A 21,260-nucleotide genomic window follows, 5' to 3' on the forward strand; every position below is an offset into this window, starting at 1 on the left:
CGGATCGCGATGCCGGGGCCGTTCGAAGTGCGTACCGGCGACGGCGGGTTGGTCGACGTGCCGGGGGCGCAGCTGCTCGTCGCGCCGGAGTTCCGCCTCCGAGCCACGTCACCCGCATGGCCCATCACCCCCTGCGCCCCCACCCGCCCCACGCGACGCTGCCAGTGGCGCGACCCGATACGGAGGTGCGGGATGGCGGCAGCGGAACGCAGGGGCCGGGCTGGGCGGGTGGTGGTCGCCGTTGTGATGGGGCTGGTCCTGGGCGCCGGGGGCGTGGGGTGCGGCGGGGAGGACGGTGAGGGGGACGGAGTACGGCGGGCGCGGGCCGCCGACCTGCCGTTCTCCCACCCCGGGGTGCTCGTCAGCAAGAAGCAGCTCGACCGGGTCCGCGCGCATGTCGCCGCGCGCGAGGAGCCCTGGTTCAAGGCCTTCCAGCAGATGCGGGCCAGCAAGTACGCCGCGAACGACTACACGGCCAAGCCGTACGCCGTCGTCGCCTGCCCGCCCGACCTGCGCCCCGGGCGGGGGTGCGTCGAGGAGCGCGAGGACGCGCTCGCCGCGTACACCCACGCGCTGCTCTACAACATCACCGGCGACCGCGCCCACGCCGCGAAGACCGTGCAGATCATGGACGCCTGGTCCCGCGTGCTCACCCGGCACACGGAGGCCAACGCCGGGCTCCAGACCGCCTGGGCCGCCACCTCCTGGGCCCGCGCCGCCGAAGCCGTGCGCTACACCTACGACGGCTGGACCGACGGCGAGCTGCTGCGCTTCGAGCGGATGCTCCGCAACGCCTACCTGCCCCAAGTCCGCGACGGCTCCGCCGACTTCAACGGCAACTGGGACCTCGTCATGGCCGACGCCACCATCGGCATGGCCGTCTTCCTCGACGACCACGAGGCGTTCGAGCGGGCCGTGCGCCACTTCCGCACCCGCGTCCCCGCCTACTTCTACCTGAAGTCCGACGGGGAGCTCCCCGTGTCGCCGGAGGGCAGCGACATCACCACCGGGGCCCAGCTCCGGACGTACTGGTTCGGGCAGAAGACCTTCGCCGACGGCCTCTCCCAGGAGACCTGCCGCAACTTCAAGCACGCCGGCTACTCGCTCGCCGCCACCGCGCACATCGCCGAGACCGCCTGGCACCAGGGCGTCGACCTGTACGACGAGACCAAGGACCGGCTGCGGGCCGCCCTGGAGTTCCACTCCCGCTACCAGCTCGGCGCCGCCGCGCCCGGCTGGCTGTGCGGCGGCGAGGTCCGGCGCGACATGGGCCCCGACACCGAGGTCGCCCTCAACCATCTGCGCGGCCGCCTCGGCCTCGACCTGCCGCAGACCCAGCGGCTCACCTCGCAGCAGCGGCCCGAGGGGACCGACGATCTGTTCGTCGCCTGGGAGACGCTGACCCACGCCGAGAATGCCTGACGGCGGGGGTCTGCGGGGGCGCCGGGGACAGGGGTGCGGCGCCCCCGCCGAGGGGGTGCGCGTAACCAGTTCGCTTTCCGCACGTCGCATGGCGTACTGTTGGGTTCACCGACGCGGGGTGGAGCAGCTCGGTAGCTCGCTGGGCTCATAACCCAGAGGTCGCAGGTTCAAATCCTGTCCCCGCTACTGAAACCGAAGGCCCGGAATCGTTCATCGATTCCGGGCCTTCGGCGTGTGCGGCGCCGGGTCCACGTCGGCTGACGTGTTTCGGCTGTACGTGGCGTTGTTTCACGCCGTTGTCGGCGTCGGGCTTTGCGCCGGATCATGTGCCGTGCGTAGCTTTGTGGTCACTATGAGTCGGGTGCGGTACGTGCTCTCGGTGGTGCTGCTCACCGCCTGCGCGCTGTTCGCCGGTGTGTGCCACGGGCCGCACGGGCTCACCGCCGCGACCGCGGTCACCGCCGTCCCGCCCGTCCACCACGCCTGCCCGGGACCCGCCCACGGCGAGCACGCGGGCTCCTCCCACCCCGCGGCGCTCGCCGCGCAGCCCGCCGACCGCGAGCGGAAGGACGGGGCGGGCGGCAAGGGCGGCAGGGCCGGCAAGGGCGCCCTCGACGGCGCACCCGCGACGGACACGGCGGCCCGGTTCGTCCGGTGCGCGCCGCCCCGCGCCGGGCCCTGTTGTCCGGAGTCGGGCCAGCGGCTCCTTCTCGTCATCGGAGTGGACCGGAACTGAGGGTGCCCCGGAGTCCCCGCGCGGACTCCCACGCCACCCCCCATCCACGTACCGAAGCACCGAAGGACACCCCCGCATGATCGGCAACCTTCAGCCCGCGGCGGCCGCCGTGGGCAACACGCCCGTGCTCTGGATCGACGAACCCTCGCCCGACGGCGGCCGCGGCTACTGGGCCAAGCTCGAAGGCTTCAACTTCGGCGGCATCAAGGACCGGGCCGCCCTCCACATGGTCGAACGGGCCCGCGCCCGCGGCGAGTTGCGGCCCGGCGCGCCCATCGTCGAGTCCACATCCGGCACCCTCGGCCTCGGCCTCGCCCTCGCGGGCGTGCACTACGGCCACCCCGTCCACATCGTCACCGACCCCGGCCTCGAACCCATCGTCGAGCGGATGCTGACCGCGCACGGCGCCCGCGTCCACCTCGTCCGCGAACCAGGACCCGTGGGCGGCTGGCAGCAGGCGCGGGTCGAGCGGGTCGCCGCGCTGATGGAGCGGCCCGAGTTCACCGGGGCCTGGTGCCCGAACCAGTACCACAACCCCGAGAACCAGGCCGCCTACCGACCCCTCGCCGACGAACTCGTCCGGCAGATCGGCCAGTTCGACGTCCTCGTGTGCGCCGTCGGCACCGGCGGGCACTCCGCCGGGATCGCCCGCACCCTGCGCGCCGCCGCCCTGCCCGGCCTCGAACTGGTCGGCGTGGACAGCGTCGCCTCGACCATCTTCGGGCTCGCCGCAGGCCCCCGCCTGATGCGCGGGCTCGGCTCGTCGATCCATCCGCGCAACGTCGACCACGCCGCCTTCGACGAGGTCCACTGGGTGGGCCCCGCCGAGGCCGTGCGCAGCGCGCGGCGGCTCGCCGGGCGGCAGTTCGCCTCCGGCGGCTGGAGCGTGGGCGCGGTCGCGCTCGTCGCGGCCTGGCTCGCCCACACCCGGCCGCGCGGGACGCGGATCGCGGCGGTGTTCCCCGACGGGCCGCAGCGGTACTTCGACACCGTGTTCAACGACGAGTACTGCGACGCGCACGGGCTGCTCGGCCGTCCCGGCACGATTCCGGACGAGCCCCGGGAGGTGCCGGGCCCCGGGGACGGGGTGGTGGCGTGGAGCAGGTGGCGGGCCGGCCGGTGCGCCACGGCTCCCCGGTGGGACGTACGGGGAGACGCGGGGGACGGCGCGCGGGGTGACGCGCGGGGTGCGGTGAGTCCGTCCGGCGGTGGTCCCGGTCTTCCCGGGGAGCCCGTGGGCGGTCCCGGTCTCCCGGGTGAACCCGTCGGCGCCCACGGCCACCCCGTCGCCGTACCGGGCGAAGGCGTCGTCCAGTGACCCAGGTCTGGGCCCGCGCGCGCACCTTCGAGCCCGCCGTGCAGCTCCTCTTCGTCAACCAGTTCACCATCAACCTCGGCTTCTACATGCTGATGCCGTACCTGGCGGCCCACCTCTCCGGCGAACTCGGGCTCGCCGCCTGGGCGGTGGGCCTGGTGCTCGGCGTGCGGAACCTCTCCCAGCAGGGGATGTTCCTGGTCGGCGGCGCGCTCGCCGACCGGCTCGGGTACAAGCCGATGATCGTCGCCGGGTGCGCCCTGCGCACCGGCGGCTTCGCGGCGCTCGCGTTCGCACAGACGCTGCCGGTGCTCATCGCGGCGTCGGCGGCGACCGGGCTCGCGGGGGCGCTGTTCAATCCGGCGGTACGCGCGTACGTGGCCGCGGAGGCGGGCACACCGGAGCGCCGCGTGGAGGCGTTCGCGCTGTTCAACGTCTTCTACCAGACCGGCATCCTGCTCGGCCCGCTCGTCGGACTCGCCCTGACCGGCGTGGACTTCAAGCTCACGTGCGCGGTGGCGGCCGTCCTGTTCGCCCTGCTCTCCGTGGTGCAGGTGCTGCGCCTGCCCGTGCGCAGGGGAGAGGCGGCGACCGCGGACGGCGCCGCCGGGACGGGGCGGGGACAGTGGCGGGCGGTGTTCGGCAACCGGCCGTTCTGGCTGTTCTCGCTCGCCATGACCGGTTCGTACGTCCTGTCGTTCCAGGTGTACCTCGCGCTGCCCCTCGAAGTGGAGCGGCTGCTCGGCGGGGGCACGGCCACGACCGTCGCGACCAGCGCGCTGTTCGTGGTGTCGGGGCTCGTCGCGCTCGTCGGCCAGCTGCGGATCACCGACTGGTGCAAGCGCACGTGGACGCGGGAGCAGTGCCTGTTCGGCGGGCTCGCCCTGATGGGTGCCGCGTTCCTGCCGCCCGCCCTCGGCGGACCCGGGTACGCGGGCGTCACGGCGCTGCTGCTGTGCGCGGCGGCCCTTGCGGCGGCGAACGCGGTGCTCTACCCCTTCGAGATGGACACCGTCGTCTCGCTCGCCGGGGAGCGGTGGGTGGCCACGCACTACGGCCTCTACAACACGGTCTGCGGGATCGGCATCACCGCGGGGAACCTCGCGATGGGCGCGCTGCTCGACGTGGCGGAGAACCGGGGGCTGCCCGCGGTGCCGTGGCTCGCGCTCGCCGTCCTCGGCGTCGGCTGCGCGCTGGCCCTGCGCTCGCTGGGCAGGTCCGGTCGGCTCGCGGCGCCGGTGCCGGTGCTCGGGGGTGACGCCGCCTGACCCCCGCGCGCCCGGGGCGTGCGGTGCCGCTCCTGCTCGGCCCCACGCCTCCGGGCGCGTCCACGCCCCACCACACGGCTCACCCACTCGGCCCACATCAGGTCGCCCCCGGCCACCGCTGCGGGAAGCCTGGACGGGCCGACGCGGCGCTGATGCGGTGGAGTGGAGTGGTGGTGGTTGCTGTGCGTGGTGGGGGGCCGGACGGTGCGCAGGGCGGCCCGGGGACCGGGGGCGGTGAGTCCGGCGGCTCAGGTCGCGCCCGTCCCCGCTCCCGCTCCCGCCCCCGCAAGGCACGCCGCCCCCAGCCGACCGTCGCCCCCGTCGGCCCCACCCGCACCCTGCCCCGCGAGCGGGCCCTCGTCCGCGCGCTGCCCCCGCTCCTCCTCGTCGCCGGGATCTGCTTCGACATGATCACGCCGCCCGAGTTCACCGCGTCCCCGCTGTTCGCCGCGGCACCCCTGATCACCGCCCCGTTCTTCCGGCTGCGGACCACCGTCGCGGTCGCCGCCGTGTCCTGTGCCGCCGTGCTCGTGCTGCGCCTGAGCGACCGCGTCGGCGGCACCGACGTAGAGGTCACCACCGAGTTCCTGACGATGCTGACCGTCGGCGCGCTGGCCGTCGTCATCAACCGGGTCGTCCGCCGCGGCGACGCCCGCCTGGCCTCCGCCCGCTCCATCGCCGAGGCCGCCCAGCGCGCGGTCCTGCCGCAGCCCGACCCGCGGATCGGCGGCCTGGACATCGCCGCGCGGTACGAGGCCGCGGAGGCGGACGCGTTCATCGGCGGGGACCTGTACGCGGTGCAGGACACCCCGCACGGGGTGCGGCTCGTCGTCGGTGACGTACGGGGCAAGGGGATGGGCGCGGTGGCCGCCGTCGCCGTCGTCATCGGCGCCTTCCGGGAGGCCGCCGAGCAGGAGGCCACGCTGGAGGCGGTGGCGCAGCGTCTGGAGCGTGCCCTCGCGCGGGAGGGGATGCGGCGCGACGGGCTCGACGCCTTCGAGGGGTTCACCACGGCGGTCCTCGTGGAGATCCCGCGCGGCGACGAGGGCACCGTACGGATCCTCAACCGCGGCCACCCCGAGCCGCTGATGCTGTGCGCCGACGGGCGGCTGTGCGTGCTCTCGCCGTCCGAGCCCGCGCTGCCGCTCGGCATGGGCGAACTCGGCACCTGGCCGGACCGCGCGGACCGGAGTCCGTTCCCGCCGGGGGCCACACTGCTGCTCTACACCGACGGGCTCTCCGAGGCCCGGGACCAGGACGGCGAGTTCTACGTCCCCGCCGCCCGGCTCGGCGGCCGGATCTTCCCGGGCCCCGCGGGCCCCGACTCGCTGCTCGCGACCCTCGTCGAGGAGGTCCGCCGCCACACCGGGGGCGGCGCCACCGACGACCTGGCGATGCTCGCCGTACGCCGCCCGGTGACGGTCGGTGACTGAAGGGCACCCCAGCGCAGCGCGATTGACGTGATGTCAGCAAGCCGTGGAGATCCAGAACGCTGCGGTGCGTCATGGCCTCCGCGCAACTCGCCCTACTCCAGCCGCTGATGTCCCTTGTGTTCGTAGCGTAAGCGTTAACGATCAGTCGGAACGGCTTGGAATACGGCACCGCTGTCTATTAACGTTCGATAACGCAGCGCGGTCGTCCCAGCCGACACTCCAGTCGGCTCCGTGCGCACGCGCCTAATCCCGCAAGGGAGCCGGGGAACCACCACATTGGGGTGAATCGGGCACGCACCATGCCCGTAGGAGACCTTCCTGCTCCGAACCCGTCAGCTAACCCGGTAGGCGAGAAGGAAGGAAAGGAGTGCGCCCCAGTGGCGTCCAACCGGCCTGCCCCCGAAGCGCTCTACGTACCGAACGACTCCGCCGAAGGACCTGACGGTTCCCCGGGGTTCGCCGCGTACGCCCCCCAGGAGTCGTGGGAGGAGTGGAACCCCACCGCGGAGTCCATCCGCCCCGTGCGCGGCCGGCACCGGGTCCACAAGAAGGGCGGCGGCGGACTCGCGCGCAGCTCCACCGTCCTCGGCGTCGGCGTCATCGCGGCCGTGGGCGCGGGCGGCATCGCCACCGCGCAGGGCGGCAAGCCGCCGGTCTCCATCGCCATGCCGGACATGTCGGCGGTCACCGACCAGCTCCCCGAGGCCAAGTCCCTGCCGGGCGTGGGCTCCCTGATAGCCGACGACTCCGACGGCGGCGCCGACACCTCCACCGTCGCGGCCCCGCTCAGCTCCGCGGGCGTCACCACCGCCGACGCCGAACGCGGCACCACCGGCGCGGGCGAGGCCCTGCGCGCCCGCATCATGCAGCAGGCCGAGAACCAGCAGCACCAGGCGGACGACGCCCAGCGCATCGCGGCCGAGGACGCCGCCGTGAAGAAGGCCGCCGAGCAGGCCGCGGCCCAGCAGGACAAGGCGCAGGCGGCCGCGAAGGCCAAGGCCGCCGAGGAGAAGCGCAAGAAGGAAGAGGCCGCGCGCAAGAAGGCCGAGGCGGAGCGCCTCGCCAAGCTCGCCAAGAGCTTCTCGCTGCCCACCTCCTCGTACACCCTCACCTCGCACTTCGGCGACTCCGGTTCCATGTGGTCCTCCGGCCAGCACACCGGCCTTGACTTCGCCGCCCCCACCGGCACGCCCCTCAAGGCCGTGCACACGGGCACCATCAAGTCGGCCGGCTGGTCGGGTTCGTACGGCTACCGCACGGTGCTCGAACTCAAGGACGGCACCGAGATCTGGTACTGCCACCAGTCCTCGATGAGCGTCAGCGTCGGCCAGAAGGTCACCACGGGCGAGGTCATCGGCCGCGTCGGCGCGACCGGCAACGTCACCGGGCCGCACCTCCACATGGAGGTCCACACCAGCGGCGGCGCCAACATCGACCCGCTCGCCTGGCTGCAGGGCAAGGGCCTCAACCCGTAACACCCCACCGGCTCCGGCGGTCCTGGCGACGACCCCCCGACGCCAGGGCTGCCGGTCGGTGTCCGCGCGGGCCGCACCCGGCCCCCGGAACCGTGCCGCAGATTTCCGTGAGCCACACACGGAATTCGTTCCCCGGTACGGATGTTGAGCCCCTTATGACCACACTCCGCCCCCTGGGCTCCTCCGACCTCGAAGTCTTCCCCCTCGCCCTCGGCGGCAACGTCTTCGGCTGGACCGCGGACGAGGCGCAGTCCTTCGCCGTCCTCGACGCCTACACGGCCGCGGGCGGCAACTTCGTCGACACCGCCGACGTCTACTCGGCCTGGGCGCCCGGCAACAAGGGCGGCGAGTCCGAGACCGTCCTCGGCCGCTGGCTCGCCGCGCGCGGCAACCGCTCCGACGTCGTCATCGCCACCAAGGTCGGCGCCCACCCCGACTACCAGGGCCTCGCGGCGAACACCATCAAGTCCGGCGTCGAGGAGTCGCTGCGCCGCCTCGGCACCGACTACATCGACCTCTACTACACCCACTACGACGACCCGTCCGTGCCGGTCGAGGAGTTCCTCACCGCCCTCGACGAACTGGTGCGCTCCGGCAAGGTCCGGGCGATCGCCGCGTCCAACATCAGCGCCGAACGCCTCCAGGAGTCCCTGGACTTCTCCGACCGCGAGGGCCTGGTGCGCTACGTCGCGCTCCAGCCGCACTACAACCTGGTCTCCCGCGACACCTACGAGGGCCCCCTCCAGGAGGTCGCGTCCCGCTCCGGCCTCGCCGCCATCCCGTACTACTCGCTCGCCTCCGGCTTCCTGACCGGCAAGTACCGCCCCGGCGCCGAGGTCGACAGCGCGCGGGCGGGCAGCGCGGGCGCGCACCTGGAGACCGAGCGCGGGCAGCGCGTCCTCGCCGCCCTCGACGCGATAGCCGAGGAGCGCGGCGCCCAGCACGCGACGGTCGCCCTGGCCTGGCTCGCCGCCCAGCCCACGGTGGCGGCGCCGCTCGCCTCCGCGCGCACGGTCGACCAGCTCCCCGCGCTCCTCGACGTCGCCGACCTCGACCTGACCGAGGACGAGGTGGCCCGCCTCACCGCCGCGTCGGCGTGAGCGGCCCCGGCGCGCGCCGGGTCGTGCGTCAGGTGCGGTAGGGGTTGTACGAGGGGTAGGCGGGGCCGTGCGCGAGGTTCGGTGACGCGTGCGGGGCGGGGGGTGCGGCGCGGGGGTGGTGCGGGGGGCCGTACGCCGGGTACGGCAGGTGCGGGGGGCCGTAGGCCGTGTACGGCAGCGGCACCACGACCGGTGCCATCACCCGTGCCGCGTACGCCAGCGCCGGGCGGACCACCTCGCGGCGCTCCCACAGCGCGTCCAGCAGCTCCCGCTCCCGGACGGCGAAGTCGGCGCGGGCCCGGCCCCGGCCGGCCCGGTGCCGCAGCACCGCGAGGGTCGTCGCGTACGTCTCGTACGCGACGACGGTCCGCCCGCCCGGCCTGCCCAGGTGGTGCGTGGCGTAGTCGCGGGCGAGGTCCCGCGCGGACATCGAGCCGAGGGCGAACGGCTCGGCGGCGGTGAGCCAGCCCGCCGCCACATAGGCGGGCAGTTCGGCGCGCACCAGCCGCAGTTCGCGCTGGCGCAGCCAGACGGCGAGCCAGCAGAGCAGCCCGAACAGGGGCAGCATGAACGTCGCGTACACGACGAAGAAGCCGTACTCGCCGAAGCTCGCCGAGCCGTTCCAGAAGGCGTGCAGGGCCATGGCGAGCAGCAGTCCGGCGATGGGCAGGAGTATCCGCCGGGCCGTGTGCCGCTCCCCGCTGAGGGCGGCGATCCCGAAGCCGATGCCGGTGAGCACGGTGAACAGCGGATGCGCGAACGGTGACATGACGACCCGGACGAAGAACGTCGCGGCCGTCACCGACGCGAGGCCGGTCTCGCCGCTGAGCTGGTCGGTGCCGAAGGCGTTGCCGAGATAGAGGATGTTCTCGGTGAAGGCGAAGCCGGTCGCGGTGACGCCCGCGATGACGAAGCCGTCGACGACACCGGTGAAGTCGGCTCTGCGGAAGAGGAAGACGAGCAGCACGGCCGCCGCCTTCGCGGTCTCCTCGACGATCGGGGCGATGACGGTCGCGCCGAGGGTGTCGGCGCTGGTCGGGTCGGCGGTCGCGGTGGCTATCCAGCGGGTCGCGAAGCTGTTCGCGACGATCGCTATCAGCGCGGCCGCGCAGGCGCCCCAGGCGAAGGCGAACAGCAGGTTCCGCCAGGGCCCCGGCGCCACCCGGTCCAGCCACCGGAACGCGGCGACGAGCAGCGGCACCGGCAGCGTGGCGAGCCCGAGGCCCACCAGGAAGCCCTCGGTGCCGGTCTGCTGCCGCACCAGGGCGAGGATCACCAGGCCGGACAGCGCGAGCAGCGTGACCGGCGCGGCCGCGCGGATGGCCCGCCGCTGCCACCAGCGCGGATGCCGGGATCCGGGTGCTCCGGCGGGCCCGGCGGGTGCCGGGCTCGTCGGGTACGCGGGACTGGTGGCCACGGCTTTGACAGTAACGAGGGTTGCGGCGGACCGCGATGGTGCCTCGGGCGTGGAGGCCTTGGGCGCGGGGCGTCCGGGCCTCAGGAGCCGGACGGGGCCTCGGGGACGGCCGGTTCCTTCGGCTGCTCCTCCGGCTGTCCCTGGGGCTGTTCCCGCGGCTGGTCCGGGGCCGGCTCGGGCTGCTCCGTGAGGGTGGCGGCGCGGCGGAACAGCAGGTCGCGCACGACGTGCCCCTTCCGCAGGCCCTGCCCCTCGAAGCGGGTCTGCGGCCGGAAGTCGGGCCGGGGCGCGTACCCGCCGTCCTCCTGTACGTTCTCGAAGTCCGGGTGCGCGGTCAGCACCTCCAGCATGTGCTCCGCGTACGGCTCCCAGTCCGTCGCGCAGTGCAGCAGCCCGCCCGGCTTGAGGCGGGGCGCGAGCAGGCTCAGGAACTCGGGCTGGATCAGGCGCCGCTTGTTGTGCCGGGCCTTCGGCCACGGGTCGGGGAAGTAGACGCGGACGCCGTCCAGGGCCTCCGGGGCGAGCATCTCCGTCAGGAGGATCACCGCGTCGCCGTTCGCCACCCGGACGTTGGACAGCCCGTTCCGCTCCGCGAGATTGAGCAGGTTGCCCTGGCCCGGGGTGTGCACGTCCACGGCGAGGATGCGGGTGCCGGGGTCGGCGGCGGCCATCTGGGCGGTGGCCTCGCCCATGCCGAAGCCGATCTCCAGGACGACGGGGGCGGTGCCGGGCTGCTCGTCCGCCGCGAACAGCGCGTCCAGGTCCAGGACTTCCTTGCCGTCGATGTCGAGCCCCCACTGCGGCCAGAGCCGGCGCAGGGCGTCGCCCTGGGCGGTGGTGACGCGGCTGCGGCGCGGCGTGAAGCTGCGGATCCGCCGCTCGAACCTCGACCCGGTCGGGTCGGGCGCGGGTCCGTCGGGGAAGCGGGGGGTGCCCTTCGGGCGGGGATTCTCAGACACAGTGGGGCGATTTTACCGGGGGTGCGGGCGGGCGGGGGCCTCGCGGGTGTGCCCCAGGCCCGCCCCTTCCCGAACTGGGGCTCCGCCCCAGACCCCGCTCCTCAAACGCCGGAGGGGCTGAATTCCACCGGCACACTTCCAGCCCGCCCCGGCAACGTCCCAGCCCGTCCGGCGATTGAGGACGAGGCGCGGAGCGCCGATCGGCGGGGGCCCGTCCCACCCGCCCGGGACCTCCACCCGCACCTCATCAGCCGGTCAGCGGGGTCCAGGGGGCGCAGCCCCCGGTTTCGGAGAAGGGGTGGGCCTGGGGCGCCCCGCGAGGGCACCGCTCACAGCACGTCCAGGACCCGCCGCGCCACCTCCCGCCCGATCGGCAACGAGGCCGTGGCCGCAGGCGAGGGCGCGTTCAGGATGTGGACGGCACGAGCCCCCTCCCGGATGAGGAAGTCATCGGCGAGCGACCCGTCCCGCAGCACGGCCTGCGCCCGCACCCCGGCGGCCGCGGGCAGCAGATCCTCGGCCCGCACAGCCGGAAGGAGCCGCCGCACGGCGTCGGTGAAGGCCCCCTTGGACAGCGACCGCCGCAGCTCACCGGCCCCGTACCGCCAGTGCTCCCGGGCCATCCGCCAGGCCCCCGGCCAGGCGAGCGTCCCGGCGAGCTCCCGGGGCCGGACGACCGACCAGCCGTACCCCTCGCGGGCGAGCGCGGGGACCGCGTTCGGCCCGACGTGCACACTGCCGTCGACGCCGCGCGTGAGGTGGACGCCGAGGAAGGGGAAGGCGGGGTCGGGCACGGGGTAGACGAGGCCCCGCACGAGGCCGGGCCGCGCCAGCGTGAAGTACTCCCCCCGGAAGGGCACGATGCGCATGCCGGGGTCGTCGCCGGTGAGCCGGGCGACCCGGTCGCAGTGGAGCCCGGCGCAGTTCACGAGGACCTTGCCGCGCACGACGTCCCCGGCGGCGGTGCGCACGGCGACGCCGAGGTCGGCCCGCCGGTCGACGCGCACGACCTCCGCGCCGTAGCGCACCTCGACGCCGGAGGCGCGGGCGAGCTGGGCGGCGACGGCGCCGTAGTCGCATATCCCGGTGGTGCCGACGTGGATGGCGGCGAGGCCCTGCACACAGGGTTCGTACTCGGCGATCTGGGCGGGGCCGAGCTCGCGGACCGGAATGCCGTTCTCCCGACCGCGCTGGACGAGGGCGTGCAGGCGGGGCAGCTCGGCGCGGTCGGTGGCGACGATGAGCTTGCCGGTGACCTCGTGCGGGATGCCGTACTCCGCGCAGAACTTGACCATCTCGGCGGCGCCCCGCACCGCGTACCTCGCCTTGAGGGAGCCGGGGCGGTAGTAGATCCCGCTGTGGATGACGCCGCTGTTGCGCCCCGTCTGGTGGCGGGCGGGGCCGCGCTCCTTCTCCAGGACGGTGACGCGGGTGCCGGGCGCGGCCCTGGTCAGGGCATACGCCGTCGCGAGCCCGACGATCCCGCCCCCGACCACGAGCACGTCACAGTCGTACCCCACAGCACCTCGCCCCATCGCCACACCTCCCACCCCCGATACTGCCTTGCGCCACTGACATCCCCGCCAAACCTGCGATCGGCGAGAGCCGGAGCACAGCCGTGCCCGCGGTGGGCGGCCCGCCGCGGGCCCCGGGCTAGGCGGGAGCGACAAGCAGCGGCCGCGCCCGCTCCCGCAGCTCCGCCACCCGGGGCTCGTCGCCGTACGGCTCCAGGCGGTGCAGCAGGTCCTTCACGTACTCCGTGGTCCGCGCGGACGAGATCCTTCCGGCGACCTCCACCGCCCGCACCCCCTGCTCGCAGGCGGCGTCGAGGTTGCCCGACTCCAGCTCGGCGACGGCCGACACCACGAGCCGTAATCCGTGCGAGCGCACGAACTCCTCGGTGGGCCGCGACAGCGCCTGCTCGGTGAAGCGGCGCACCTGGCGGGGCGCCTTCAGGTCGCGGTAGCACTCGGCGGCGTCCGCGGCGAAGCGGTCGTAGCCGTAGAAGCCGAGCCAGGAGGGGTCGTTGTCGCCGTCCCTGGCGCGCTCCAGCCAGCCTTCGGCGGCCCGCAGGGCGGCACCGGCGGCGGGCGCGTCGTTGGCGCGCGCGTGCGCGCGCGCCTCCACGAGCCGGAAGAAGCTCATGGTGCGCGCGGTCGCGAGGCCCCTGTTGCGTTCGAGCGCGGCCTGCGCGAGGTCCACCCCTTCGTCGCCGAAGCCCCGGTACGTCGCCTGGAGGGACATGGACGCGAGGACGTATCCCCCCAGGGGCACGTCGGCGGCCGCGCGGGCGAGCCGCAGGGCCTGGATGTAGTACCGCTGGGCGGCCTCCTGCTGGCCGGTGTCGAACGCCATCCAGCCGGCGAGCCGGGTGAGTTCGGCGCTGGCTCCGAAGAGGGCGCGTCCCACTTCGTCGGAGTACGAACCGAGGAGCAGCGGCGCCGCCTCGACGCGCAGGCACTCGGGGACCATGGAGGAACGCCAGTCCCCGCCGCCGTACTTGGAGTCCCAGCGGCGCGCGTCCTCGGCCGCCTCGCGCAGCTTCAGGACGTCGCTGTGGCCGACCTTCATCGGCGGTCCGCCGTCGTCCTGGTGGGCCGCGTCGGGCGCCCCGTCGTGCGAGGCGTCACGCGCGACGGAGCTGTCGGCCGGGGTTATCAGCCAGCGGGACGCGGGCGTGGCGTACGCGCTGACCGCGAAGGAGCCGGCCAGGGACTGCCAGATGCCGCCGCCGGTCCTGCGTCCGGCCAGGTCCAGGCGGTACAGCTCGGTGGCCGCCTTCACGGCGGCGCCCACGTCGCGCGGGAAGGCGAGGCCCACCTCGGGGGCCGGGTCGGCGTCGGCGAGGCCGATCTCGTGCAGGGGCACGGGGCGGCCGAGCTTCTGCCCGATGGCGGCGGCGATGAGGTGCGGGGCGGCGCCCTGCGGCACCATGCCCTTGGACACCCAGCGCGCCACCGACGTCTTGTCGTAACGAAGCGTCAGGCCGCGTTGCGCGCCGAGGTCGTTGACTCTGCGGGCGAGTCCCGCGTTGCTGATTCCCGCGAGGGCGAGAACGGTGCCGAGCTTCTCATTCGGCCCGCGTTGCTCCCTGGACATGGCCACCCCTCGACACAGACGGCTGCCGGGCAGTGGCTTGACCGCACGGCATTCGTGCTGTGTTCCCCCGGGGGACAGCGACTGGGTGCCCGGCCCGTCGGCGTGTCGTGCGCCGCGGCCCCGATCCCCGGCCGCAAGAGCACTTGGCCGAGCCCCCAGGTATATGCCTCCGCGAAAACATCAGCACACCCAGCGTAGTTCCACGGATCCCAAGCGTTAAGAGGCGCAGTTCCGGATGGCGAGATTGTTGTCCGTACGGGAGTGCGGGGGTGTCGCCGCGCGCTCCGGGTGTGTGGCCGTGCGCCCATGTGTGCGCTCTTCTCCGGCCACGTGGGCAGGGGTTCCATGGTCGGTGCGTGGGTCGGCCCGCTGCGCTGGAGTCAGTGGGCTGGGGGACACCGCCGCCTCCATCCCCGCGGGCGGCGGACCGGTCCGGGAGGCGCACACCGCCTCCCGGGCTGTGCGTGGGTGTGACGGCGCGGTGGGGCGTGTTCGGCCATGGCTGATTTGGCCGAAAACCGACCCCTCGAAAGTGTGCTCAAGCCGTCCCACGTCCCCTTGTCGGTGCCGTTGCGGCCTCAACGACCGATCGCCCAGGGCGCGTTCGCGCCGGTGTGAGCGCCGCCGTAGGCGCTCCCGCGCGCCTCCTTCGTGGCAGCATGGGACCCCGGTCCCTCGGTTCCCGGGTGCACTGGCGCCGCTCTCGGCCCCGCTCCCCGGTTTCCGTACTCGGGCGGACCAGTCGCGGATCGGTTCCGGATGCGTGCCGCGCATTGCTGGATCAGTTCCTGGGCGCACTGGTCCGTCCACAGCCTGTGGAGGCGGCGATGCGGTGGTTGGTGGGGTGGAGCAGTACCACCACTGGACCCTCTGTGGGCGCTGCCGCCGTCGGCACGGCGGGTGCCACCGGTGCCGACGGCGAGACACTGCACCCCGTGGGGTCCCAGCTGCTCTGGGGCGACCCGGACCCGCTGTGGGCGGTGGGTGACTGGCGCCCCGACGAGGTCCGCACGGTGAAGGCCGACGACCGGACCCGCATCGCGGTGCTCGGCACCTGCGGCGCCAGCGACGAGGAGCTGCGGGTCAGTCTGTTCGCCGCGCGCGGCGGCGCCCTGCGCCACCTGACGGCCTGGCCCGGCAGCTACACCGCCGTCGTCCAGGTCGGCCGCCGCGTGATGATCGCCGGTGACCTCGCGGGCGCGCGCCCCGTGTTCTTCACCCCGTGGGCGGGCGGCACGGCGTACGCCACGGCCGCGCTGCCGCTCGCCGACCTCGTCGAGGCCAACCTGGACATCGGGCACCTCGCGGCGCTGCTCGCGGCCCCCGACGTCCCGGAGGCGCTGCAGGACTCCACCCCGTACCAGGACGTGCGCCGCGTGCCCCCCGGGCATGCCCTCATCCTCCGCGCGGGCGCACGTGAGATCGCCGGGTACGAGCCCGTCGCCTCGCTCGCCGTCGCGGCCCCCGCGGCCGACGAGGCGGGCGCGCTCGACGGGGTCAGGGACGCCCTCGTCGAGGCCGTACGCGCACGGCTGCGCGCACCCCGGCACGTACCCGGCACGGACATCGACCCCGGGCCCGTGCCCGGCATGGGGCCCGCCGAGCGGCGGGCCGCGCGCGGCATGCCCGTGCCCGGCATCGGAGCCGACCTCTCCGGAGGGCCCGCCTCGGGAACCCTCGCTCTCCTTGCCGCCGGTCTCCCCGGGATGCCCGGCACCGTCCTCGGGCACGGCACGGGCGCCGGTGAGCGGCTCCTCGCCGTCACCTTCAACGACCTCGTGTCCGGCGGCCGCGAGGCCGAACTGGAGCGCGCGGGCGCCATCGCCGCCAACCCCCGGCTGCACCACGTCGTCGTCGCGGCGGGCGAGGAGGCCCTGCCCTACGCCGACCTCGACGGCCCGCTCACCGACGAGCCCAGCGCCGTCATCGTCACCGCCCAACGCCACCGCGCGCGGCTCGCCGCGGGCAGCGCCGACCACTTCACCGGCTACGGCGCGCGGCAGGTGCTCGACGCCCATCCGGCGCGCCTCGCCGACCTGTTGATGGACCGCAAGCGTCGGCACCTGGTCCGGCCCGTCACCGCCCTCGCCAAGGCCGAGGGCTCCGTCATGGTCCCCGCGCGCGTGTACGGCGCCGCCCGCAAGCTCGCCCGTACGACGCACCGCGCGGGCGTGCAGTCCCTCGCCGACCGACTGCTCCACCGCCACTTCGAGGAGCCCGGCGGGGCCGTGGGCGCCTCGCTCGCCGCCCTGGCCTGGGCCAGACCGGGGCCTGCCGCGCGCTGGCTGACCGGCGAGGCCCTCGCTGAAGTATCGGTTCGCCTCCAGGAGGCGGCGACGCGGCCGGGGCCCGGGCCCGGGCAGCGCCCCGGTGAGTTCCGCGCGCGTGCGGCGCTCTTCCGGCACGCGGCGGACCTGCGCGTCCTGGAGCAGGCCGCCGAGGTCCGCTTCCAGCGGCTGCACGCGCCGTTCCTCGACAACCAGGTCGTACGCGCCTGCCGGGCGCTGCCGGAGTCCCTGCGGGTGCGGCCCGGGGCGCGCGCCGCGATCCTGCGCAGCGCGCTCGAAGGCGCCGGCGTCACCGAACTCCCGCCCGGCTGGGGCGCACCCTCGCACGCCTCCGCTGCCGCCGCCGCCCGCACCGGCCTGCGGGTCGCCGTGCAGGGCCTCGTCGACCTCTTCGACACGCCCCTGCTCGCCCAGGCCGGCCTCGTCGAGGCCCGCGTCGTCCGCAAGGCCCTGCGGGCCGCGGCCGACGGCGAACCCCTGCCCCTGGACGGCCTCGCCGACCTCGTCTCCACCGAGATCTGGCTCCGCCGCCTCCTCGCCCGCCGCGGCACCTGCTGGACCGGCACGCCCGCCCGCCAGCGCGCCGTGCCGACGGGGTCCGTCGTCCCGGAACGGGGAGCGCTGGGGGCGGGCCGCTAGCCGCTGCGCGGGGCTCGGGGGCCGGGGGCGGCAAGCCGGGGCGGGTCGGAGGCGGCGATCCGGGGCGGGGGCGGCGACCCCGGGCGGGTCGGAGGCGGCGACCCGGGGCGGGGCTCCAGACCTCGGCGCGGGACCGCCGACCTCGGTGTGGAGCCGACCGTCCCCGGGGCCCACCTGCACCGCCGCTCCGCGGGCGGATCTCTCCCACCCGCCCGCCCGTTCACCGGAACAGCACCCTCGGGCCGGCACATGGCCCACCCTCCGGCCAACCCCTCGCCTGGGTCGTCCGCCCCCGTGCCACAACGGCCGGTCAGGCGTCGCGGGGCCGAGTGGGTGGCATGGGCCGCCCGCCGCCTGGGGGAGGGGGGCACAGCCCGGGGAGACGGTCCCGTCACGCCGGGGGAGGGGCACGGCTCCAGCGCGGCGGCGCCACGACGGCGGGGGGAAAGGCGCAACGCGACCCCACGGCGCCACGACGGCGGGGGAAAGCACAACGCGACCCCACGGCGCCACGACGGCAAAGGAAGCGTCCCCCGACCCCCGCCGCCCCCGGCGAACCCCACCCCCAAGGCGCCCCCGCCAGGAATCTCCGCGACGTCACCCACCCCCACCGGCCACACTGACCCAGTGCGGTACCGGATCCTGGGCGCCACGCAGGCGCACGACGACCAAGGGGCACCCCTGCCCGTAGGAGGCCCCCGCCTGCGCTCCCTGCTCGCGGCCCTGGCGCTGAGAGCCGACCGTACGACCCCGGTCGACACCCTCATCGACGACATCTGGGCGGACGCCCCACCGGCGGACGCCCCCGCGGCCCTCCAGGCCCTCGTGGGCCGCCTCCGCAAGGCCCTGGGCCGGGACACCATCGCCTCCGGCCCCGGCGGCTACCGCCTCATCACACCGCCGGACGCGGTCGACCTGCACCGCTTCGAGCGCCTGACCCGCGAGGGCACCGCCGCCCTGGACCGCGGCGACCCGGCGACCGCCGCCCACCTCCTGCGCGAGGCCCTCGCCCTGTGGCACGGCCCCGCCCTCGCCGACCTCCCCGACCGTACGGCGGCCACCCGCCCGGAGGCCCGCCGCCAGGAGGCCACCCGGGCCCGGGTCGAGGCGGACCTGCTGCTCGGCCGCGCCCCGGACGTCGTACCGGAACTGAGAGAGCTGACCGCCGGTCAGCCGTACGACGAGGCCCTGCGCGCCCTCCTCATCCGCGCCCTGCGCGACGCGGGCCGCGGCGCGGACGCCCTCGCCGCGTACGAGGACGCCCGCCGCACCCTCGCCGAGGGACTCGGTACGGACCCGGGCCCGGAACTGCGCGCCCTGCACGCGGAGTTGCTGGCCGAGCCGTCGAAGCCGTCGAAGCCGTCGAAGCCGTCGAAGCCGCGGGAGACGCAGGAAGCGTGGGAGCGGCGGGAGAGGCGGGAGCGGGAGGTCGGGGCCGACGCGCGGGCCAGCACGCGGGGCGAGGCCGCGCCCCGACCCGCCCGTGCCACGGACACCATGCGTCCCACCAGCTCCACCAGCTCCACCAGCCCCATCAGCCCCACGCCCCCCTCAACTCCCCGTCCCCCAGCCGAGCGTCAGGGAAATCTCCGGCCTCGGCTGACTTCCTTCGTGGGGCGGGAACCCGAACTGGGGGCCATCCGTTCGGATATGCGGAGGGCACGTCTGGTCACGCTCACGGGACCGGGCGGCTCCGGGAAGACCCGCCTCGCAGAGGAAGCCGCCGCCGGGCATCCGAGCGCGTGGCTGGCCGAGCTCGCCCCGCTCGACCGGCCGGAGGCGGTGCCCGGGGCGGTCGTCAGCGCCCTCGGCCTGCGCGAGACCGTGCTGATGACCAGTGAGCTGACGATCCCGCAGGGAGACCCGGTCGCCCTGCTCGTCGAGTACTGCGCCCCGCGCAGCCTGCTCCTGATCCTTGACAACTGCGAGCATGTCGTAGGCGCTGCGGCCGAGTTGGCGGAGACGCTGCTCACCCGCTGTCCGGGGCTCACCATCGTCGCGACCAGCCGCGAACCCCTGGGCGTGCCGGGCGAGTGCGTGCGCCCGGTGGAGCCGCTCCCGCCCGACCCGGCGCACCGCCTGTTCGCCGAGCGGGCGGAGGCCGTGCGCCCCGGCTTCGACGCGGCCGGGGACGCGGAGTCGGTGGCGGAGATCTGCCGCCGCCTCGACGGCCTCCCGCTGGCGATCGAGTTGGCCGCCGCCCGCCTGCGGCTGCTCACGCCCCGCCAGATCGCCGACCGCCTCGACGACCGCTTCCGGCTGCTCACGAGCGGCTCCCGCACGGCCCTGCCCCGCCAGCAGACCCTGCGGGCGGTCGTCGACTGGTCCTGGGACCTCCTGGACGCCGCCGAGCGCACGGTCCTGCGCGAGGTGTCCGTCTTCGCGGGCGGCTGGGACCTGGAGGCCGCCGAGGCGGTCTGCTCCGGATCGGCCGCGGACCTCGTCGGCGCGCTCGTCGACAAGTCCCTCGTCGTCGCGGACCCGTACGACCAGGGAGGCGAAGGCGGGCTCGGCGGGGGCGCGGGACCCGGGATGCGCTATCGCCTCCTGGAGACCATTCACGAGTACGCGACGGAGCGCGCCGCCGAGACCCCCGAGGTGCGCGCCGAGGCCGAGCGGCGGCACGGCGCGTACTTCCGCGCGCTGGCCGAGACGGCCGAGCCGCTGCTCCGCTCCGCCGAGCAACTGCCGTGGATCCACCGCCTGGAGGCCGACCTCGACAACCTCCGCGCGGCACTGCAGCGCTCCGTGGAGTCCCGCGACGAGGAGTCGGCCACGGCGCTGGCCCTGGGCCTCGGCTGGTTCTGGTGGCTGCGGAACTACCGCACGGAGGGCGCGGAGTGGGTCGGCCGCGTCCTTGGCCTGACACTGCCGCCGGACTCCTTCGACGGGTCCGGTGCGAGCGCGTCGTCCCTCACCGCGGGCGCCGCGGGCCTGGAGGCCGACCTCGCCGACGAGGACGCCCCCGCGTTCTGGCCCCGGATGAACCTGCGCATGCTGCATCTGTTCCTGACGGTGGAGTCCAGGCCTTCGGAGATGCTCGACGACGGCCTGGAGCCGGACTACATCCTGCGGGTGCGGAACGTGTTCACCCGCCCGGTGCCCGAGAGCGGCCGGTTCCCCGGCCTGGTGTGGCCGTTCACGCTGTACTTCGAGGACTCCCTGGGGCGGGAGGCGGACGCCCTGGGGTACTTGGACATGGCGGTCGCCAACTGCCGCCGGTTCGGCGGCGACTGGGAGGTCGCGATCACACTGATGTTCCGGGTGCACACCAGCGTCGACCGGCAGGGCAGCCTGAGCGGTGTCGACGACGATCTGGTGGAGCTGCGGGGGCTGAGCAGACGGGTGGGCGACCGGTGGCTGCGCGCACAGGTGTGCAGCGCGGCGGGGGAGGCGGCGATGGCCCGCAGCCGGTACGAGGACGCCCGGCAGGAGTACGAGGAGGCGCTGCGGCTCGCCTACGAGGTCGGCGCGCACGCCGAGGCGCCCTTCCTGATCGGCCGCCTGGCGGAGATCGCCTACCGCTCGGGCGACCGCGACCTGGCCGTGAAGGGCCTGGACGAGGCCGATGCCTTGGGCGATCAGTACGGCGTCATGGACTCCCGTGCCTTCGTCCGCCTCATGAGCGCCGAGATGGCGCTGCACGACGGGGACGTGGCGCGGGCCCGCACCCTGTGGAAGGAGTCCCGTGACGCGTCCGAGCGCGGAACGCTCCCGCCCCAGTTCGCCGCGGGCCTCGGCGGTGTGGACGCCCGGATCACGGCGGCCGAGTCGGGGCCGGGCGCCGGTCTCGCCGTCCTCGCCGAGGTGCTGCCGGAGGCGTTGCGCAGCCGCTGCTCGGAGATGGTCGTCGCGGGCCTGGTGGACGCCGGCGCCGTCCTCAGATCCCAGTCCGGCGACCACACCCGCGCCGCGCGCCTCCTCGCCTTCGCCACCCACTGGCGCGACGGCTGCGAACGCCCCATGCCGGACCGCGTCGAGGCCGAGCGCACGGCCCGGAGAGCCCGCGCGGCACTCGGCGACGCGGCGTACGAGCGGGAGAGCGCCGCGGGCCGCGGCATGACGATGACCGAGGCCCTGGAGAGCCTGACGGCCACGTCCGACTGACA

At 74.8% G+C, this 21,260-nt stretch carries 13 protein-coding genes, 1 tRNA gene and 1 riboswitch; of the genes, 10 read left to right on the forward strand and 4 right to left on the reverse strand.

The window, feature by feature from the left end; genetic code table 11:
- Positions 1-192 precede the first annotated feature (192 nt).
- The 8 genes from QUY26_RS20930 to QUY26_RS20965 all read left to right on the forward strand — a co-directional run bounded on the left by QUY26_RS20930 (position 193) and on the right by QUY26_RS20965 (position 8,749).
- Positions 193-1,422, forward strand: coding sequence for an alginate lyase family protein (locus QUY26_RS20930; RefSeq protein ID WP_289948911.1), 1,230 nt, complete (start codon positions 193-195; stop codon positions 1,420-1,422).
- Between the two features lie 112 nt (positions 1,423-1,534).
- Positions 1,535-1,608, forward strand: a tRNA-Met gene (locus QUY26_RS20935).
- Between the two features lie 175 nt (positions 1,609-1,783).
- Complete coding sequence (locus tag QUY26_RS20940) at positions 1,784-2,158, forward strand: hypothetical protein (protein ID WP_289948913.1); 375 nt, start codon at positions 1,784-1,786, stop codon at positions 2,156-2,158.
- 76 nt (positions 2,159-2,234) lie between these two features.
- The gene (locus QUY26_RS20945) at positions 2,235-3,476 is read left to right on the forward strand and encodes a PLP-dependent cysteine synthase family protein (protein WP_289948915.1); all 1,242 of its coding nucleotides are present in this window, start codon (positions 2,235-2,237) and stop codon (positions 3,474-3,476) included.
- On the forward strand, positions 3,473-4,741 hold the full coding sequence (locus tag QUY26_RS20950) for an MFS transporter (protein ID WP_289948916.1): 1,269 nt from the start codon (positions 3,473-3,475) through the stop codon (positions 4,739-4,741). Before QUY26_RS20945 ends, QUY26_RS20950 begins: the two co-directional genes overlap by 4 nt.
- Before the next feature lie 407 nt (positions 4,742-5,148).
- A complete protein-coding gene (locus QUY26_RS20955) occupies positions 5,149-6,174 on the forward strand; it encodes a PP2C family protein-serine/threonine phosphatase (RefSeq protein WP_289955874.1) in 1,026 nt (341 codons plus the stop codon).
- A gap of 230 nt (positions 6,175-6,404) precedes the next feature.
- Positions 6,405-6,540, forward strand: a riboswitch (cyclic di-AMP (ydaO/yuaA leader).
- A gap of 11 nt (positions 6,541-6,551) precedes the next feature.
- On the forward strand, positions 6,552-7,649 hold the full coding sequence (locus QUY26_RS20960; protein WP_289948917.1) for a M23 family metallopeptidase: 1,098 nt from the start codon (positions 6,552-6,554) through the stop codon (positions 7,647-7,649).
- 155 nt (positions 7,650-7,804) lie between these two features.
- A complete protein-coding gene (locus QUY26_RS20965) occupies positions 7,805-8,749 on the forward strand; it encodes an aldo/keto reductase (protein ID WP_289948918.1) in 945 nt (314 codons plus the stop codon).
- A gap of 28 nt (positions 8,750-8,777) precedes the next feature.
- On the opposite strand, the gene QUY26_RS20970 is transcribed toward QUY26_RS20965, so the two are convergent.
- The 4 genes from QUY26_RS20970 to QUY26_RS20985 all read right to left on the reverse strand — a co-directional run bounded on the left by QUY26_RS20970 (position 8,778) and on the right by QUY26_RS20985 (position 14,224).
- A complete protein-coding gene (locus tag QUY26_RS20970; RefSeq protein WP_289948921.1) occupies positions 8,778-10,166 on the reverse strand; it encodes a PrsW family intramembrane metalloprotease in 1,389 nt (462 codons plus the stop codon).
- 80 nt (positions 10,167-10,246) lie between these two features.
- On the reverse strand, positions 10,247-11,125 hold the full coding sequence (trmB, locus tag QUY26_RS20975) for a tRNA (guanosine(46)-N7)-methyltransferase TrmB (protein WP_289948923.1): 879 nt from the start codon (positions 11,123-11,125) through the stop codon (positions 10,247-10,249).
- 329 nt (positions 11,126-11,454) lie between these two features.
- A complete protein-coding gene (lhgO, locus tag QUY26_RS20980) occupies positions 11,455-12,660 on the reverse strand; it encodes an L-2-hydroxyglutarate oxidase (protein WP_289948925.1) in 1,206 nt (401 codons plus the stop codon).
- Positions 12,661-12,778: 118 nt separating this feature from the next.
- On the reverse strand, positions 12,779-14,224 hold the full coding sequence (locus QUY26_RS20985) for an MFS transporter (RefSeq protein ID WP_289948926.1): 1,446 nt from the start codon (positions 14,222-14,224) through the stop codon (positions 12,779-12,781).
- Between the two features lie 827 nt (positions 14,225-15,051).
- On the opposite strand from QUY26_RS20985, the gene QUY26_RS20990 reads away from it, so the two are divergent.
- Positions 15,052-17,151, forward strand: coding sequence for an asparagine synthase-related protein (locus tag QUY26_RS20990; RefSeq protein ID WP_289948927.1), 2,100 nt, complete (start codon positions 15,052-15,054; stop codon positions 17,149-17,151).
- A 627-nt stretch (positions 17,152-17,778) separates the two neighbouring features.
- Complete coding sequence (locus QUY26_RS20995) at positions 17,779-21,258, forward strand: AfsR/SARP family transcriptional regulator (RefSeq protein WP_289948928.1); 3,480 nt, start codon at positions 17,779-17,781, stop codon at positions 21,256-21,258.
- Positions 21,259-21,260 lie beyond the last annotated feature (2 nt).

It is taken from the genome of Streptomyces flavofungini (assembly GCF_030388665.1).
In the GTDB taxonomy this organism is placed as follows: domain Bacteria; phylum Actinomycetota; class Actinomycetes; order Streptomycetales; family Streptomycetaceae; genus Streptomyces; species Streptomyces flavofungini_A.

Coding starts and splice junctions, on each gene's coding strand:
- QUY26_RS20930 (WP_289948911.1), top strand. CDS start 193: ATGGCGGCAGCGGAACGCAGGGGCCGGGCTGGGCGGGTGGTGGTCGCC.
- QUY26_RS20990 (WP_289948927.1), top strand. CDS start 15,052: ATGCGGTGGTTGGTGGGGTGGAGCAGTACCACCACTGGACCCTCTGTG.
- QUY26_RS20965 (WP_289948918.1), top strand. CDS start 7,805: ATGACCACACTCCGCCCCCTGGGCTCCTCCGACCTCGAAGTCTTCCCC.
- lhgO (WP_289948925.1), bottom strand. CDS start 12,660: ATGGGGCGAGGTGCTGTGGGGTACGACTGTGACGTGCTCGTGGTCGGG.
- QUY26_RS20955 (WP_289955874.1), top strand. CDS start 5,149: ATGATCACGCCGCCCGAGTTCACCGCGTCCCCGCTGTTCGCCGCGGCA.
- QUY26_RS20945 (WP_289948915.1), top strand. CDS start 2,235: ATGATCGGCAACCTTCAGCCCGCGGCGGCCGCCGTGGGCAACACGCCC.
- QUY26_RS20985 (WP_289948926.1), bottom strand. CDS start 14,224: ATGTCCAGGGAGCAACGCGGGCCGAATGAGAAGCTCGGCACCGTTCTC.